Origin of the sequence: Chitinophaga sp. NPDC101104 (genome assembly GCF_050277495.1) — a bacterium.
In the GTDB taxonomy this organism is placed as follows: Bacteria; Bacteroidota; Bacteroidia; order Chitinophagales; family Chitinophagaceae; genus Chitinophaga.
The window spans coordinates 1,592,527-1,607,777 of sequence record NZ_JBNNSF010000001.1 but is presented as its reverse complement, the minus strand read 5'-3'; the positions used below and the strand labels follow the sequence as shown (position 1 = coordinate 1,607,777).

12 protein-coding genes and 2 tRNA genes are annotated in these 15,251 nt (G+C 55.3%); 10 read left to right on the top strand and 4 right to left on the bottom strand.

The genetic code is table 11. From position 1 onward, the window contains the following. The first annotated feature begins 38 nt into the window (after positions 1 to 38). The 3 genes from ACQKLP_RS06615 to ACQKLP_RS06605 are packed head-to-tail and all read left to right on the top strand — an operon-like array spanning position 39 to position 2,174. Entirely contained in the window at positions 39 to 518 is a 480-nt protein-coding gene (locus ACQKLP_RS06615) for a GNAT family N-acetyltransferase (protein WP_427321231.1), read from the top strand. A gap of 6 nt (positions 519 to 524) precedes the next feature. Next, positions 525 to 1,202, top strand: coding sequence for a type 1 glutamine amidotransferase (locus ACQKLP_RS06610; protein ID WP_427321229.1), 678 nt, complete (start codon positions 525 to 527; stop codon positions 1,200 to 1,202). 3 nt (positions 1,203 to 1,205) lie between these two features. Next, the gene (locus ACQKLP_RS06605; protein WP_427321227.1) at positions 1,206 to 2,174 is read left to right on the top strand and encodes a YpdA family putative bacillithiol disulfide reductase; all 969 of its coding nucleotides are present in this window, start codon (positions 1,206 to 1,208) and stop codon (positions 2,172 to 2,174) included. Here ACQKLP_RS06605 and murB read toward each other — a convergent pair. Then, a complete protein-coding gene (murB, locus tag ACQKLP_RS06600) occupies positions 2,171 to 3,187 on the bottom strand; it encodes a UDP-N-acetylmuramate dehydrogenase (protein ID WP_427321225.1) in 1,017 nt (338 codons plus the stop codon). The genes ACQKLP_RS06605 and murB overlap by 4 nt on opposite strands. A gap of 57 nt (positions 3,188 to 3,244) precedes the next feature. On the opposite strand from murB, the gene ACQKLP_RS06595 reads away from it, so the two are divergent. After that, positions 3,245 to 3,889, top strand: a complete 645-nt coding sequence (locus ACQKLP_RS06595; RefSeq protein ID WP_427321223.1) for an NAD(P)H-binding protein — start codon at positions 3,245 to 3,247, stop codon at positions 3,887 to 3,889. Here ACQKLP_RS06595 and priA read toward each other — a convergent pair. Next, positions 3,886 to 6,330 carry a replication restart helicase PriA gene (priA, locus tag ACQKLP_RS06590; protein WP_427321221.1) on the bottom strand — a complete coding sequence of 815 codons (2,445 nt, stop codon included), beginning with the start codon at positions 6,328 to 6,330 and terminating at the stop codon, positions 3,886 to 3,888. The two genes, ACQKLP_RS06595 and priA, sit on opposite strands and share 4 nt — an antisense overlap. After that, positions 6,327 to 7,091: a lysophospholipid acyltransferase family protein gene (locus tag ACQKLP_RS06585; protein ID WP_427321219.1), complete on the bottom strand. Its 765-nt coding sequence runs from the start codon at positions 7,089 to 7,091 to the stop codon at positions 6,327 to 6,329. Before ACQKLP_RS06585 ends, priA begins: the two co-directional genes overlap by 4 nt. Positions 7,092 to 7,206: 115 nt before the next feature. Between ACQKLP_RS06585 and mtaB the strand changes: the two genes are divergently transcribed. The 3 genes from mtaB to ACQKLP_RS06570 all read left to right on the top strand — a co-directional run bounded on the left by mtaB (position 7,207) and on the right by ACQKLP_RS06570 (position 9,863). Next, a complete protein-coding gene (gene mtaB / locus ACQKLP_RS06580; RefSeq protein ID WP_427321217.1) occupies positions 7,207 to 8,487 on the top strand; it encodes a tRNA (N(6)-L-threonylcarbamoyladenosine(37)-C(2))-methylthiotransferase MtaB in 1,281 nt (426 codons plus the stop codon). Positions 8,488 to 8,568: 81 nt separating this feature from the next. After that, positions 8,569 to 8,643: transfer RNA gene (locus tag ACQKLP_RS06575), tRNA-Val, on the top strand. A gap of 161 nt (positions 8,644 to 8,804) precedes the next feature. Further along, a complete protein-coding gene (locus ACQKLP_RS06570; protein ID WP_427321215.1) occupies positions 8,805 to 9,863 on the top strand; it encodes a hypothetical protein in 1,059 nt (352 codons plus the stop codon). Between the two features lie 69 nt (positions 9,864 to 9,932). On the opposite strand, the gene ACQKLP_RS06565 is transcribed toward ACQKLP_RS06570, so the two are convergent. Then, a complete protein-coding gene (locus tag ACQKLP_RS06565; RefSeq protein ID WP_427321213.1) occupies positions 9,933 to 10,649 on the bottom strand; it encodes an HmuY family protein in 717 nt (238 codons plus the stop codon). 436 nt (positions 10,650 to 11,085) lie between these two features. On the opposite strand from ACQKLP_RS06565, the gene ACQKLP_RS06560 reads away from it, so the two are divergent. The 3 genes from ACQKLP_RS06560 to ACQKLP_RS06550 all read left to right on the top strand — a co-directional run bounded on the left by ACQKLP_RS06560 (position 11,086) and on the right by ACQKLP_RS06550 (position 15,177). Beyond that, positions 11,086 to 11,160, top strand: a tRNA-Val gene (locus ACQKLP_RS06560). A 422-nt stretch (positions 11,161 to 11,582) separates the two neighbouring features. Beyond that, positions 11,583 to 11,924 carry a DHCW motif cupin fold protein gene (locus ACQKLP_RS06555; RefSeq protein ID WP_427321211.1) on the top strand — a complete coding sequence of 114 codons (342 nt, stop codon included), beginning with the start codon at positions 11,583 to 11,585 and terminating at the stop codon, positions 11,922 to 11,924. Positions 11,925 to 12,144: 220 nt separating this feature from the next. Further along, the gene (locus ACQKLP_RS06550) at positions 12,145 to 15,177 is read left to right on the top strand and encodes a M60 family metallopeptidase (protein WP_427321209.1); all 3,033 of its coding nucleotides are present in this window, start codon (positions 12,145 to 12,147) and stop codon (positions 15,175 to 15,177) included. The last annotated feature ends 74 nt before the right edge of the window (positions 15,178 to 15,251 follow it).

Below are 15,251 nucleotides of genomic sequence, written 5' to 3'. Positions count from 1 at the left end.
GATGTTTCCGTCAAAAGAAAAACCCCCATTCGAAACATATGCATGTACAGCCGTTTTCGTCCGAATATGCGGACCAGATTTACGATTTCATTCTCCACATCCAGCAGCAGGAATTCGGCCTGCCCGTAACCCGCGAACAGCAGCCCGACCTGGCGATCATCCCGGAAGTGTACCAGCAGGGCGTCAGCAATTTCTGGATAGCGGTGCATGAAGGCCGGCTGATCGGGACCATCGCGCTGATGGACCTCGGCGGAGGGAAGGGCGCTTTGCGCAAGATGTTCGTTCACCAGGATTTCCGTGGCCGCGGGCACGGTGTGGCCGACCGTTTGCTGGAAACATTGAAGGAGTGGGCCCGCAGCCATGATTACAGCGACATCTATCTCGGCACCGCCGACATCCTCCATGCTGCGCACCGCTTTTACGAAAAGAACGGCTTCGTGCAGGTGAGCCGGGGCGCGATCCCCGACGGGCCGTACATCCTGCCCGTAGATACCAAATTCTATCATTTTCAACTCTGACAACCTATGCGCATCCGCATTTTTCAGCATGTACCGTTCGAAGGGCCCGCCGCCATCGCGGAATGGGCGGAAAGTAAAGGCCACACCCTGGAGTATACCCGCTTTTACGACAACGATCCGCTGCCGGCTGCGTCTGACGTGGATATGCTGGTAGTGATGGGCGGACCGATGGGCGTATACGACACCGACGAGTTCCCCTGGATCCGTAACGAAATCGCTTTTATCAGTGACGCCGTGGAATCGGGCAAACCCGTGCTGGGCGTATGCCTCGGATCGCAATTGCTCGCCGCAGCATTGGGTGCCGCCGTGTATCCCAACCGCGAAAAAGAGATCGGGTGGTTCCCGGTAACCTTCCACGCCGAATGGGCACCTGCTTCGCTGGTAGTGTTCCACTGGCACGGAGATACGTTCGATCTGCCGGAAGGCGCACAGCTGCTGGCGGAATCGCCCGTGACCAAGCACCAGGCCTTCCAGTTCGGTCAAAACGCCGTGGGGCTGCAATTCCATCTGGAAGTGACGGACGTGTCCGTAGAAGGGATGATCGATGCCTGCGGCCACGAACTGCATGGCGGCGATTGGGTGCAGCATGCGGAAGTGCTGCGGGACGGCCTTCCCCATGCCAGGGAAACCAAAGCTACGCTGTTCCGCCTGCTGGACAGGCTGGCGCAAAATGCCGTACATTAGCGTATGGCAAAAAAGGTAGCATTACTCATCGTAGGCGGCGGCCCCATCGGCCTCGCATGCGCGCTGGCGGCGCAAAAGCAGGGAATAGACTATGTGGTGATCGAAAAGGGATGCCTCGTCAATTCGCTCTACCGGTACCCCATCAACATGACCTTTTTCTCAACCAGCGAAAGGCTCGAGATCGGCGGCATCCCCTTCGTGTCCAACAACGCGAAACCCACCCGCCCGGAAGCCCTCGAATATTACCGCCGCGTGGCGGTGAGCAAGAACGTCAACATCCATCTCTTCGAAAAAGTGGAAACGGTGAAACCCGCTGAAAAAGGCTACACCGTCATCACCGATAAAGCCGTGTACGGGGCAGACAACATCGTTATCGCCACCGGTTTTTACGACATCCCCAACCTGCTCCGCATTCCGGGGGAAGACCTTCCCAAAGTAACGCATTACTACAAAGACCCGCACTATTACGCCACACGGAAAGTGATCGTCATCGGCGCCAACAACTCCGCCGTGGACGCGGCTTTGGAAACCTACCGCAAAGGGGCCGAAGTTACGATGGTGGTCCGCGAGGAAGGGATCGGCAAACGGGTGAAATACTGGGTGAAGCCCGACATCGAGAACCGCATCAAAGAGGGCAGTATCCAGGCGTTTTTCCATTCTTCGCTCGTGGGCGTGCGCGAACAGGAGGCAGACATCCTCACGCCGGAAGGCATCGTTACCATCCCCAACGATTTCGTGATCGCCGCAACGGGCTACCAGCCTGATTTTCCCTTCCTGGAAAACGTGGGTATACAACTTTCGGCCGATGGCGTGCGGGAGCCGGTCTATAATGAAGACACGATGGAAACGAATATGCCGGGCATTTACCTGGCCGGTGTGGTGTGCGGGGGCATGAATACGCATGTCTGGTTCATCGAGAATTCCCGTGAACATGCAGACAAGATCATCCGCCACATTGCTTCGAAAAACTAAACGATATTGACTTCCCCTTCGAGCACGACGCCGAACTTCTCTTTCACGCTGTCCACGATTTTCCAGGACAGTTCCACGATCTGTTCGCCTTCCGCGCGGCCGTAGTTAACGAGCACCAGCGCCTGCCGTTCATGCACGCCGGCGTCGCCGTCGCGGTAGCCTTTCCAGCCCGCCTGTTCGATGAGCCAGCCTGCGGCCAGTTTGAAATGCCCGTTGGGCAAGGGGTACGCGACGATGTTGGGGAACGCGAGCTGGAGGGATTCGTAGGTTTCGGCGGTCACTTCCGGGTTTTTGAAGAAGCTGCCGGCGTTGCCGATCTCCGCGGGATTGGGGAGCTTGGAGGAACGGATATTGATGACGGCCTGGCTGATGGCGCGGATGGATAATTCCTTCACGCCCATGCGCTCCAGCTCCTGTTCGATGGCGCCGTAGCTGGTATTAAATGTGGGATGTTTGGAAAGGCGGTACGTGACATGGAGGATGGCGAACTGCTCTTTGTACCGGTGCTTGAATACGCTTTCGCGGTACCCGAATTCACAGGCCTCCTTATTGAACACATGCACCTCGCGGTCCTGCAAATGGAACGCTTCCAGCTGTTCGAACGTATCCTTGATCTCTACGCCATACGCACCGATGTTCTGCATGGGGCTCGCGCCTACGTTGCCGGGGATGAGGGACAGGTTTTCCAGTCCACCGAGCCCTTTGGCAATGCAATCCTGTACAAACTGGTGCCAGTTTTCGCCTGCGCCGGCCTGCACGTACACGTGGTGTTCATCTTCCCTTACGGATCGGATGCCTTTGATCTCGTTCTTCAGCACGATGCCGTCGAAATCTTTCGTGAGCAGGATGTTGCTGCCGCCGCCGAGGATGATCCTGGGCATGGTGGCCCATTTCGGGTCAAGCAAAAGCGTTTCCAGCTGCTCGCGCGAGTGGAAAGATGCGAAATACCGCGCAATGGCGTCTATGCCAAATGTATTGTAAGGCCGTAGCGAAACATTTTCAGATACCCTCATATGCAAGTGTTCAAATATCCTATCTTTAATAACGGAACAAATATAATCAACATTCATATGCCGGGAACAGCAATTGTGATCGGGGCCACGGGGCTCGTAGGCGCGCTGCTGGTGCAGGACCTGCTGGAAAACAGCGGTTATGCGAAAGTAAAAGCCCTCGTCCGCAAGCCCCTCCCCTTCCGCGACGGGAAGCTGGAACAGATCGTGGTGGATTTCACGGACGAAGCCGCCCTTCAATCCGTACTCCACGGCGATGTATTGTTCTGCTGCATCGGCACTACCATCAAAAAAGCCGGCAGCGAGGAAGCCTTCATCGCGGTCGATTATGCGATCCCCGTGCGTTGCGGCGCCATCGCCCGGAAAAACGGCATCCGCCAGTTCCACCTTGTTTCCTCGATCGGCGCGCAGGCATCCTCCAAAAACTTCTATCTCCGCACCAAAGGCCGTACGGAAGCCGCTTTGCGGGCGCTCGAATTCCCGGCCATGTTCATCTATCAACCCAGTTTTTTAGTCGGTAACAGGAAGGAAATGCGTTTCGGGGAACAGGTCGCCTTGTGGGTGATGCCGGTTTTCGGCTTCCTTTTGCGCGGCAGATGGAGCAAATACCGCCCTGTGAAAGCGGAAGATGTGGCCGTTAAAATGCGGGAATTATCTGAAAAAGGAGCGCCTGGCGTACATTACATCCTCTTCCACCAATACTAAACACAGTCCACATCCGGGAGAATGATGACCGACCGGAACTGCTTCTCGATCGTCAATTGTAAAAACATTTCTTTCGCCAGCTGTTTGATCTGGGAGATCTTCTTGCTGTCTTTCGGTAATTTGATGAGCATTTCCTGCAGGTAAAACCCTCTCACCCGGCTTACCAGCGGCGCCGCCGGCCCCACGAGCTGATGCCCCAGGTGCGGTTTCAGCCAGTTGCCGAGCACCATGGCGGCCTGTTCCACCGTTTGCTGCTGCTTGTGCTTAAGCGTGATCTTCATGAGCCGGTAAAACGGCGGATAACCGAACTGTTCCCGCTCCGCGATCTCGCTTTCGTACATTTTCCGGTAGTTATGCTCCACCACGAACTGCAGGATCGGATGCCGCGTATTGCTGGCCTGGATGATCACCTTGCCCTTCCCGTCGCGCCGGCCGCTGCGCCCGCTCACCTGCTCCATGAGCTGGAAAGCGCGCTCGTTCACCCGGAAATCGGGATAGCTGAGCAAACTGTCTGCACTGAGGATGCCGACGAGGTTCACGTTCTCGAAATCGAGCCCTTTCACCACCATCTGCGTACCCACGAGAATGTCGATCTCGCGCTGCTCCAGCGACTGGATCATCTTGTTATGACTGTCTTTGCTCCGGATGGCGTCGAGGTCCATCCGTGCGATGCGCGCCTCCGGGAACAGCGCCTGCAGGTCTTCTTCGATCTTTTCGGTACCGAAGTTCTTCGGGAACAGGGTCTGGCTGCCGCAAGCCCCGCAAACGTAAATATATGGATAACGCGTGCCGCAATAGTGGCAGCTGAGTTTGTCCTGGTGTTTGTGGTAAGTGAGGGAAACGTCGCACTGTTTGCAGTTGGGGATCCATCCGCAGGTGGTGCAAAGCAGGAACGGCGCGTATCCGCGGCGGTTCTGGAAAAGGATCACCTGTTTCTTGTCTGCGAGCGATTGCGTGATCTGCTTCCGGAGTACCGACGAGAAGTTGTTCACCACTTCCTTCAGGGCGGTCTCCTTTTTCATGTCCACGATCTCGATGTCGGGCATATCGATGCCGCCGAAGCGTTCGCCCAGCTCCACCAGGGCGTATTTGCCCTGTTTGGCGTTATAGTAGCTTTCGAGCGCGGGCGTGGCGGAGCCCAGCAGCACTTTGGCCTTGAAAAGACTGGCGTAGTAAATGGCCGCATCGCGGGCGTGATAGCGCGGCGCGGGCTCGTGTTGCTTGAAGGAGGCGTCGTGCTCTTCGTCGAGGATGATGAGGCCGAGGTCGCGGAAAGGCAGCAGCAGGCTGGACCGGGCGCCCAGCACGATGCGGATCTCGCCGCTTTTTACCTTGTTCCAGATTTCCACGCGCTCGTTGTTGGAGAAGCGGGAATGGTAAATACCGATCTGCCCGGCGAAGTGCTTCTGCAACCGCCGGATGATCTGGGCCGTCAGCGCGATTTCCGGGAGCAGGTACAGCACCTGTTTCCCATTGGCCAGCGCTTCTTCGATGAGCTTGACGTAAATCTGGGTCTTACCGCTGGACGTAACCCCGTGCAGCAGGGCCACCTGTTTATCCTGGAAGCCCGTCCGGATTTCGGCCAGGGCTTTTTCCTGGGCGGGACTGAGGTCGAAATCGAGCTGGGTTTCCATTTTACCGAGCGGTACGCGGTCTACCTGCCGTTTTTCCACCTGCAGGATGCCTTTGTCGACCAGGCCTTTGAGCTGGGCAGCGGAAGCGCCTGATTTTTTGAGCAGTTCGCTTTGCAGTACGGCGCCCTGGGTGCGGACGAGGTGGAGATACGCCAGCAAGAGCTCCAGCTGTTTGGGGGCGCGGCTCAGCTCGTCGAACAGGGGGGCCATGGCTTCATCGCTTTCGAGGGCGGGGTTCAGGAGCACATAATTCTCGAGTTTCGCTTTGTAGGATTCCTTCAGCTCTTCGTACACGAAGCATACCCGTTTTTCGATGAGCTGTTTGATGAGGGAATAGACGTCGGAGCGGTCGAGGATGAGCTGCACTTCGCCGATGCGCAGTTCCTTGCGGATCTGGAGCGCCTCGGCGATGAGGTATTCGTGGTCGGAAAGGGCCGTGAAATCGTCGCCGAAGGCGTCGTTGTACAGCAGCACCGTTTCGCTGGAAAGTTTGAGGTGAGCGGGGAGCGCGGCGTTGAGCACGTCTCCTTCGTTGCACATGTAATATTGCGCGATCCATTCCCAGAAGGCGAGCTGCGTGGGGTATACCACGGGCTCTTTGTCGAGCACGTCGAGGATGGGCTTGGTTTTGTAATTGGAAGGCGGCAGGTCGTGGATGCGCTTCACGATGCCGGCGTACCTTTTTTGCTTGCCGAGCTGCACGGCCACGCGGGACCCTGGCTGGATGGAGGTTTCCATTTCGGGCGGAACGGCGTAGGTATAGTTCCGCGGCAGGGCTAAGGGCAATATGACGTCGGCGTATTTCATGCGGGCTGGAGCGCCGGATATACCCTGTATTTGCGCAGTTCGGCGTCCATCATTTCGTACACCTGCTGGCGGAGCTTGGGAACATCTTCGATGGTGAGGCCTTTTACGGAAACCGGTTCCATGAATACCACGCGGCATTTACCGGGGTTGAGGCTCATGGGGTTCAGGTCTTCCAGGCGGGCGCGGCAATCCACGTACACCACGGGCCGGATGTCGGTCTGCGTTTCTATCGCGATGCGGAAAGCGCCCTGGTGGAAAGGCAGCAGGGGCTGGGTAGAGTTGTTGGTAGTGCCTTCGGGGAAGATGAGGAGGCTCACTTTGTGCTGGAGCATGAACATCATGTCGCGCACCGACTGCACCCGGCCGCGGGCGCTGGAGCGGTCTACCGGTACTACGGAACGGCTGTAGATCATGCCGAACAGGGGTACTTTGGAAAGCTCGCTTTTACCGAGGGGCCGGAACGGGAGGGGCATTACCTTCACGGCGAGGGCGGCATCGAGGTAACTGGCGTGGTTGGCCAGGTAGATGCAGGGCTCCTTGGTGCGGGGGGAATGCCATCTGCGGGTAACGAATATGCCCACGGCGGGGAACCAGACATGGGCCCAGAAACGGAGGAAGTAGAACACAAGGTTCCCGCCCTTCACTTTTCCCAGGAAAGACACGGCCACGATGGGCAGCAGGATCACGAGCATGATCGCCAGCCAGATCACCCCGGCGTAAACGACATAGACGCCCTTGAGAACTTTCGAAATAACGCGCATAAAACCGGCAAGTTAGTGCATCCGGCGCAGCTTTTCAAGGGCAGGGAACACATATCGGGATTTTGACATATCAATGGACGGAAAAACGCCCGGAAATCGTACCTTTGCCATCCTTATGACAGGTCAAAAATCAGTAGCATTTCACACGCTCGGCTGCAAGCTGAACTTTTCCGAAACCTCCACCATCGGGCGGATGATGGAAAAGGACGGCTTTGTGCGGAAGGAATTTGACGACACGGCAGACGTGTACGTGATCAACACCTGTTCCGTGACAGACAATGCCGACAAGGAGTGCCGGCAGATCGTGCGCCGCATCCAGCGCCGCGCGCCCGGCAGCATGGTAGTCATCACCGGCTGCTACGCCCAGCTCAAACCGAAGGAAATCGCCGAAATCCCGGGGGTAGACCTCGTGCTCGGCGCCGCCGAAAAGTTCAATATCGCAGATCATATCCGCGAGCTCACCAAGGGCGACAATGGCGCCAAGGTCTGCTCCTGCGACATTGAGGACGTCAACACTTTCCATTCCAGCTATTCCATCAACGACCGTACCCGTACCTTCCTCAAGGTGCAGGACGGCTGCGATTATACCTGCTCCTTCTGCACCATCCCCATGGCGCGGGGCATCAGCCGCAGCGACTCCATCGCCGGGGTGCTGAACAACGCCCGCGAGCTGGCGGCCGGCGGCGTGAAGGAGATCGTGCTCACCGGCGTGAACCTGGGCGACTTCGGCAAAGGGTTCGAAGGCGGCAAGAAGCGCGAAGAATCGTTTTACGAGCTCATCCAGCAGCTGGATGCCGTGGAAGGCATCGAACGGTACCGGATCTCGAGCATCGAACCGAATTTGCTGACCGGCGAGATCATCGATTTCGTGGCGCAAAGCCAAAAATTCATGCCGCACTTCCATGTTCCCCTGCAAAGCGGCAGCAACGATATCCTCGCCCTGATGCGCCGCCGCTACCGCCGCGAGCTGTATGCCGAAAAAGTAGCACGGATCAAGGAAAAAATGCCGCATTGCGCGATCGGTGTAGACGTGATCGTGGGCTTCCCTTCCGAAAGCGACGACCACTTCCTCGAAACCTACGATTTCCTCCATAGCCTCGACGTGTCGTACCTCCACGTGTTCACCTACAGCGAGCGCGACAATACCCACGCCCTCACCATTTCGCCCGTGGTGCCGGTGAACGTTCGCCAGGAGCGCAACAAAGCCCTGCGCAACCTGAGCCACAAGAAAATGTCGTACTTCACTGAACAGCACATCGGGCAAACGCGCCCCGTGCTTTTCGAATCGCATGGGAAAGACGGGATGATGGAAGGCTATACCGATAACTACATCAAAATTTCCACGCCTTTCCGCGAAGAATGGAGCAATAAAATCGTGGATTGGGCGCTTCGCTAAAAAAATCTGAAAAAAAATTTGGCGGAATTCAAAAAGATTCTACCTTTGCAATCCCAACGAACGAAAAGCGTTCACAAAAAAGGGAGCTTAGCTCAGCTGGTTCAGAGCATCTGCCTTACAAGCAGAGGGTCGACGGTTCGAATCCGCCAGCTCCCACAGAAAGCCTCGCAATTTGCGGGGCTTTTCTATTCCCGGACCATTCCATTCCATGCTGCCCTTTCCGGCATCCGCAACTGTCAACCCACTGTCATCCCCTCCGGGTGAGCAGAACAGCAGCCCCACCCGAAAATCGGCAACAATAAATCACATTAATGCTTATGAAGAAATTGCTAAAAATCATCAAGATCATTCTAATCTCCATCATCGGTATCATCGCGGCCGTTTTTCTTTATTTCTACGTCGACAGCAAGCTTTTTATCGGGTTCAAGGATAGCGATAACATCGACTATCTCACGAACCAGCATGTCGCCGCAGGCGATTCCATCAACGGAACATTATTTGACGGCGCGTTTTACGGTTCGAAGGTTTTCCTGATGGGAGAAATCCACGGATATGCCGACAATCAGCAGCTGGATAAAGCCATGCTGCTGTTCCTCCATAAAAATGCCGGCGTGAAATATTACCTCGCGGAAATGGACAGCACCACCGCGAACAAATTCAATATTTTCCTCGGCAGCCATCCGAAGAACGAAGCGGTCCTCCACGAAGCGGTTTCCGATATCCGCAAAAGGATCCCGCAACAATCCAGCCGCGAGCTGTTCGAAAAATGGATGGCCATCCACGATTACAACATGCAACAGCCCGATTCATTAAAGATCACCGTCATCGGGATCGATAAAGGGTTCGACGACAAAGACGCCACGATCACAAGAGACTCCGCCATGATGCTTAATTTTGCCCATGCCGTGGCGGAACATCACCTGGAAAACGAAAAATTCTACGGCTTCTTCGGTTTCTTCCATGTGCTGCAAAATACCATCGCGCCGGACAAGCATCCGTTCGCCGAAAAGCTGAAAGCAGCAGGAATCCGGACTACGAGCTTCGTCAGCTATACACTCGACAGCGACATGTACCTTCCCAAAAACCCGCAATTCCCCACGCCTGCCGACGAAAAAGTAGACTGGGTAAATGCCGACGGCCCGTTGATGCTGGTGAAAGGTATCCAGGACCTAAAAGCGCTCACCCAACCCCATTCCATCACGCTTTTCAGGCTCGGCGGGGCGCAATCCCCCTACGCAAAGTCGCAGGACCTGATGAAGGTGAAGGCGCGGATGTTCGGGGAAAACTTCATGCCCGCCGATGGCGCGGTTACGACGGATTATTTCCAGTACGTTTTCCTGCTGAGGAATTCCGGGGCGCTGACCAAACTTCCATAAAAAACGTCCCGCGAGCGGGACGTTCTCGTACTTGTCGTTTTTAGCAGAATATATAAAAAATGAAGGAGGCTACCTGATGGTAAAATCTTTCGAGCCCGGCGCTGCCAGTACGTACTGGAAGTGGAAGAACGGGCGCGCAGTGGCGGTTTCCGGTTCTGCGGGCGCATCTTTGTACATGCTCGTGATTTTCAATTTGGCGTAGTTGCCGCTCGCGGTGCGGACGATGATCGTACGATCTGGCCGGGCCCAGACGGTGTGTTTCTGCGTGGCAGCGCTGTTGCCGCCGATGCCTTTGGTGGCGCGCAGCGTGCCGGAGAAATCGTACACGCACCAACCGGTGGTGGTGCCGAAGAAGCCCGCGGTATCGAGTCCTACGCCGGTTGAAGCGGTAATGAAGACGGCTCCGTCGGGGACGCGGGTTACCTGGTCGAAGGGTTTATCGATGATCAGCACGCCCCCTTTGCCCGGGCCACCTTTTCCAGCAGAAGTATTCCCATCTTCATTGGCCCCGTAATTACCGGAAACGGCGGAATTGGCGTTGCCGCCGAATGCCACGTCCCAATCCCCGCTTTGCAGGTTTTTCGGGGAGCCGGCCTTTTCCTTTTCCAGGCTGAAGTAAATGGTGGTTTTGCTGGTGGTGGTATCTCCGTTGAAATTGGCTACCGAGATCAGTTTGTTGTAATTGCCCGCAGGAACGGGCGTTGCATCCTTATCGTCTTTGGAGCAGGCTGCCAGGATCACAGCCGCTGCGCAGGCACCGGCGGCCCATTTGTAGGAATGTCTCATGTGTTTGGTAATGTTTGGACCTGCAAGTTGCAGCATTGCCGATACCATTAACGGAGAAATGGCAACCATTCCCGGAAATACGCTGGAACGCAGGATAGCCGGGGGACATAAAACCATGCGATATATTCGTCCGCTTGATGAACAGCATTATTTTAATCAGGTATTTTCTTGTGGCGATATTATTCGACGAAATTGCGTACGCTTATTTCATATAATTCCAGCTATTTTTCGACGCGGTTTTTCCGGATGGAAACGCAAGGCCGTGAATAACACTGGAACGAACGGATTCGATAAAGTCCGCTGCTGTAGTGGCTTTCCTCATCCTCCGAAAATGGAATAAAAAAAATTTCTGCGCAGCTGATTGTTTTTGAAATATTTGTCTATATATTTGCACTCCCATCGAACGACAAGCGTTCACGAAACGGGGAAACAAAAAGGGAGCTTAGCTCAGCTGGTTCAGAGCATCTGCCTTACAAGCAGAGGGTCGACGGTTCGAATCCGCCAGCTCCCACACAACAAACGGCAAAGAAGTACATCTTCTTTGCCGTTTGTCTTTTATAACCATCTCCACTCTTTCTTATCAACTTACCCATACGGATTCACGAATACCAGAAAATTCCATCCTTGACAGGATATGCATTATTTGATGCATCGTTATATCTTGAAAATTGAATACGGAAGACCGTTTGGATAGATGCGGTTTCCCCACGTTTCATGAACACCCGAAAATTCCGGCCTTGACAGGATATGCATTATTTGATGCATCGTTATATCTTGAAAATTGATAGCGAAATACCGTTTGGAAAGATGCGGTTTCCCCACGATACCTGCTCCCATTTTATAACATTCGAACTTCGCATTCGTCAAATCGGCGGAAAACGATGCTTGCGCTCACGGGGAATCCGTAAATTTATCCATCCCAAAAACATACCCATGGGCATTCCATTCACTGTCGTCAACTGGCAAGACATCCTCCCTTCCACGCACCCCGGCGAAACGGGCGTTGCGCATTGGCAGACGTTGCAGTGCCCCGGGCTGCGGGTCCGCATCGTCACCTACAGCCCCGGCTACCTGGCAGACCATTGGTGCGCCAAAGGCCACATCGTCCATTGCCTGCAGGGCAGCTTCGACAGCGAGCTGAAAGACGGTGCCACGCACACGGTCACCCAGGGAATGACCTTCATCGTTTCCGACGACGCCAGCATCCACCGCTCCCGCACCGAAAGCGGCGTTACCCTCCTCATCGTCGACGGGGATTTCCTCGCGGGAAGTTGACTTTTTCTATCCAGATCAACAGATTTCAAAAAAAGATGCTATATTGAAGTAGAAAATACTCCTGAAGAGACCCGACCGTATCAAAATCTAATGTGTGATAAGATAAACCAAACCCTCAGGAACTTTCCCGGATCGTCATCAGTAAACCGAAATCCCACGCTGCAGCCGATACGCTGCGTAGCGGCAATTGTTTGTATCAAATGTGCTTAACCATTTAGTTATGAAATACATATCTACGCTACTCTTCGGGATAGGGCTATGCAGCGCCGCGTCTGCACAGTTCCAGGTCTCCCCCATTTTCGCAACGTCCCCAAGGCCCGCTCAGCCAGGAACGGAACTCAGCAAATGTTTCGACGGAGACGTTTCCACCATCTATCATTCCAGCTGGAGCATCAACGCCATCCCCGACACGGTGGACTTTTTCTTTAACGGCGTCAGCAACATCAACAAGATCGAATACTACCCCCGGCCCAGCGGCCTCAACGGCGTCTGGCAAAAAGTGGAACTGTATTCCCGGAAAGCCAATACGGCTTTCGTCAAAGCCGCAGACCTCACCTGGGCGAACGACAACACCGTGAAAGTCATCAATCTCCCCGGAAACGGACTGGACACGCCCGCCTACGTGCGCTTCGTGGTCACCCAGGCCACCGGGAACTTTTCCAGTTGCGCGGAAATGAAGTTCTGGTCTTCGGCCGCACAGGTAGTACCTATCGACTGCGCCAACCCGGGCGACGGGCTCACGGGCCTGCTGGACACGAAAGTTACCGTCCAGAACGCATCCGTTTCGCCGGCCGCTAACAGCGCCGGTGAAGGGATCGATAAAACCATCGACAACAACAAGAGCACGTTCTACCACTCGTCCTGGGCCGGCGGCGGGTTCCCCATCGAAATGACCTACAATTTCCAGGGAAACAACCAAATCAACTACATCGTATACACGCCACGGCAAGACGGCAGCGGCAACGGGCATTTCGGGAACATCGAAATATGGTACAAAACCACCCCGAACGGAACGCCCGTCAAAGCGAAAGACGCCAGCCTGAATTTCAGCGGCACGCCCAGCCGCATCGAGCTGGCCACACCGCTGGTCAACGTGCGTGCCGTGATCGTGAAGGTGTTGAGCGGACAAAGCAATTTCGCCAGTTGCGCGGAAATGGAGTTCTTTAAGAAGAATCCCGCATCCGCCAGCGTGTACAATAATATGTTCGACAGCCTGTACTCCGTGCTGAAACCCGGCGTAACGCAGGCACAGATCGATACGGTTTCCATGCCGTTCTTCAAAACACTGGCGCAATGCCTCTACAACCACACGTACCAGCGGAAGTTCAGGTATCAATCCTACAAAGTGTATCCGCTGGTGGGCACCACCGCCGCTTCGCTGAAAACATCCACCTATAATTCTTTCGAAAACCCCACGGGCATCGCGTTCAAGGCAAACACGAAAGCGGTGCTGTTCGTTGGCGCCACCAACGGCGTTACACCTTCCCTGCGGGTGACCGACTTCGGTTCCGCTTCCATCACAGACCGGAGCTACGTGCTGTCTGAAGGCCTGAACGTGATCGATATCACGGCAGACGGGCTTGGATACATTAATTACTACAACAACGATTCCACGAAGCCGGATATCAAAATCCACATCGCAACCGGCCGTGTGAACGGGTATTACGATCCGAAAACCGATTCCGATACGGACTGGTTCGGCTATCTGACCAACCAGATCTATCCTACGCTGGACATCAAAGGCCGGTTCGTGAACCTCAACTATCACAAAGCCGCGCTGCTGGGCAATTCTCCGCAATCCGGGCATGCGCTCATCGGGGTATATGACTCGATCGTCAACACCGAGTACATTCTCATGGGCTTATACAAATACAACCGGGTGCCGAAAAACCATATGTTCGCCTGGTCGGCCTACAGCGGCGGATGGTACGCCGGCGGATGGGGCGCGCATTTCGACCTCACCTGGGGCGAGCCCGGCCTCGCGAACGCGGAAGGCGTGAAGGTGTCTCCCTGGGGCATCGCGCACGAGTTCGGCCACGTGAACCAGGTACGCCCGGGATTCGTGTGGACCGGCACCACCGAAGTGACCAACAACCTGTATTCCGTTTGGGTGGATTATACGATGGGCACGTCGTACCCCGGCCGGTCGAGGCTGGACGATGAACCGGTTTCTCCGGACGATGTCCGCCCGGATATCGCCGGTGGCCGCATCAACGGCGCCATCCTGCATAGTTTGGTGAAAAAGCGGGCGATCATGTCGAACCCCGACGTGTTCAAGCGGCTGGTACTTTTCTGGCAGCTGGAATTGTATTACCAGTCTGCCGGCGCGAGCAAAAACCTGCCTACTTTGCAACAACGGTTGACGGGCACGCCCGCTCCCGGCGGCAATCAACCCGACGTGGCGTTCTGGCTCGGCGACATGCTGGAAAAAGTGCGCACCACCAATGAGGCGGGCCTCACGAACAAAGACTTCATCCTGAATTGCGTGAAGAACGTTTGTGACGTGGTGAAGGAAGACCTTTCCGACTTCTTCGTGAAATCCGGCCTGCTGGCACCTATCGACGAAATCGTAGACGATTACTCGCCCGCCCGGATCACTATCACCCAACAGGACGTCACCAACACGATCAACGCTATCAAGGCTAAAAACTACCCAGCACCGGTATCTCCCGTCATCCACTACCTGTCTGCCAACAGCGTCAATACTTTCAAAAACCTGCAGACAGTGTCGGGCACTTCGGGCGTGGGCGCTACTTTAAGCAACAACACGATCACCGTAGACGCATCGCAGTGGCAACACGCCGTGGCATTCGAAACCTACAAAAACGATACGCTGGTGGATGTGGCCATCTTCGGGACCGGCAGCAGCGACAACAGTTTCACCAAAGTACTGTTCCCCGATACGGCGACGGCGGTGTTTGCGATCGGGTATAACGGCGAGAAGAAGCTCGTCTATCCCGCCACGCTTCCTAACCAGGTGGTGACCGGCATCCCGGAAGCCAATGGCGAGCACGCCAACATCAAGGTGTATCCCAACCCCACCAGTTCGTTCGTGAACATTACGCTGAACGGCGAGGGAAAAAGAGCCCTGGACCTGCGCATGACCGACATCACCGGTACGCTGATGCACACCAGGAGAGCCTTTGGCGGAGAAACCGTTCAGATGGACATGTCCCGGATGCCGCCGGGTATGTACTTCCTGCAAGTCCTCAGCAAACACGGCGTTATCACTAAAAAAATCATCAAGCAATAATCGTTTTTCCGATTGTAAACAAAAAGGCCGTCTCTCCATGAGACGGCCTTTTCGTTTTTATCCCTTTCATGTGA

Bases quoted from the DNA above. Each gene is read 5' to 3' on its own strand.
- ACQKLP_RS06615 (WP_427321231.1), top strand. From the start codon at position 39: ATGCATGTACAGCCGTTTTCGTCCGAATATGCGGACCAGATTTACGAT.
- ACQKLP_RS06610 (WP_427321229.1), top strand. From the start codon at position 525: ATGCGCATCCGCATTTTTCAGCATGTACCGTTCGAAGGGCCCGCCGCC.
- ACQKLP_RS06605 (WP_427321227.1), top strand. From the start codon at position 1,206: ATGGCAAAAAAGGTAGCATTACTCATCGTAGGCGGCGGCCCCATCGGC.
- murB (WP_427321225.1), bottom strand. From the start codon at position 3,187: ATGAGGGTATCTGAAAATGTTTCGCTACGGCCTTACAATACATTTGGC.
- ACQKLP_RS06595 (WP_427321223.1), top strand. From the start codon at position 3,245: ATGCCGGGAACAGCAATTGTGATCGGGGCCACGGGGCTCGTAGGCGCG.
- priA (WP_427321221.1), bottom strand. From the start codon at position 6,330: ATGAAATACGCCGACGTCATATTGCCCTTAGCCCTGCCGCGGAACTAT.
- ACQKLP_RS06585 (WP_427321219.1), bottom strand. From the start codon at position 7,091: ATGCGCGTTATTTCGAAAGTTCTCAAGGGCGTCTATGTCGTTTACGCC.
- mtaB (WP_427321217.1), top strand. From the start codon at position 7,207: ATGACAGGTCAAAAATCAGTAGCATTTCACACGCTCGGCTGCAAGCTG.
- ACQKLP_RS06570 (WP_427321215.1), top strand. From the start codon at position 8,805: ATGAAGAAATTGCTAAAAATCATCAAGATCATTCTAATCTCCATCATC.
- ACQKLP_RS06565 (WP_427321213.1), bottom strand. From the start codon at position 10,649: ATGAGACATTCCTACAAATGGGCCGCCGGTGCCTGCGCAGCGGCTGTG.
- ACQKLP_RS06555 (WP_427321211.1), top strand. From the start codon at position 11,583: ATGGGCATTCCATTCACTGTCGTCAACTGGCAAGACATCCTCCCTTCC.
- ACQKLP_RS06550 (WP_427321209.1), top strand. From the start codon at position 12,145: ATGAAATACATATCTACGCTACTCTTCGGGATAGGGCTATGCAGCGCC.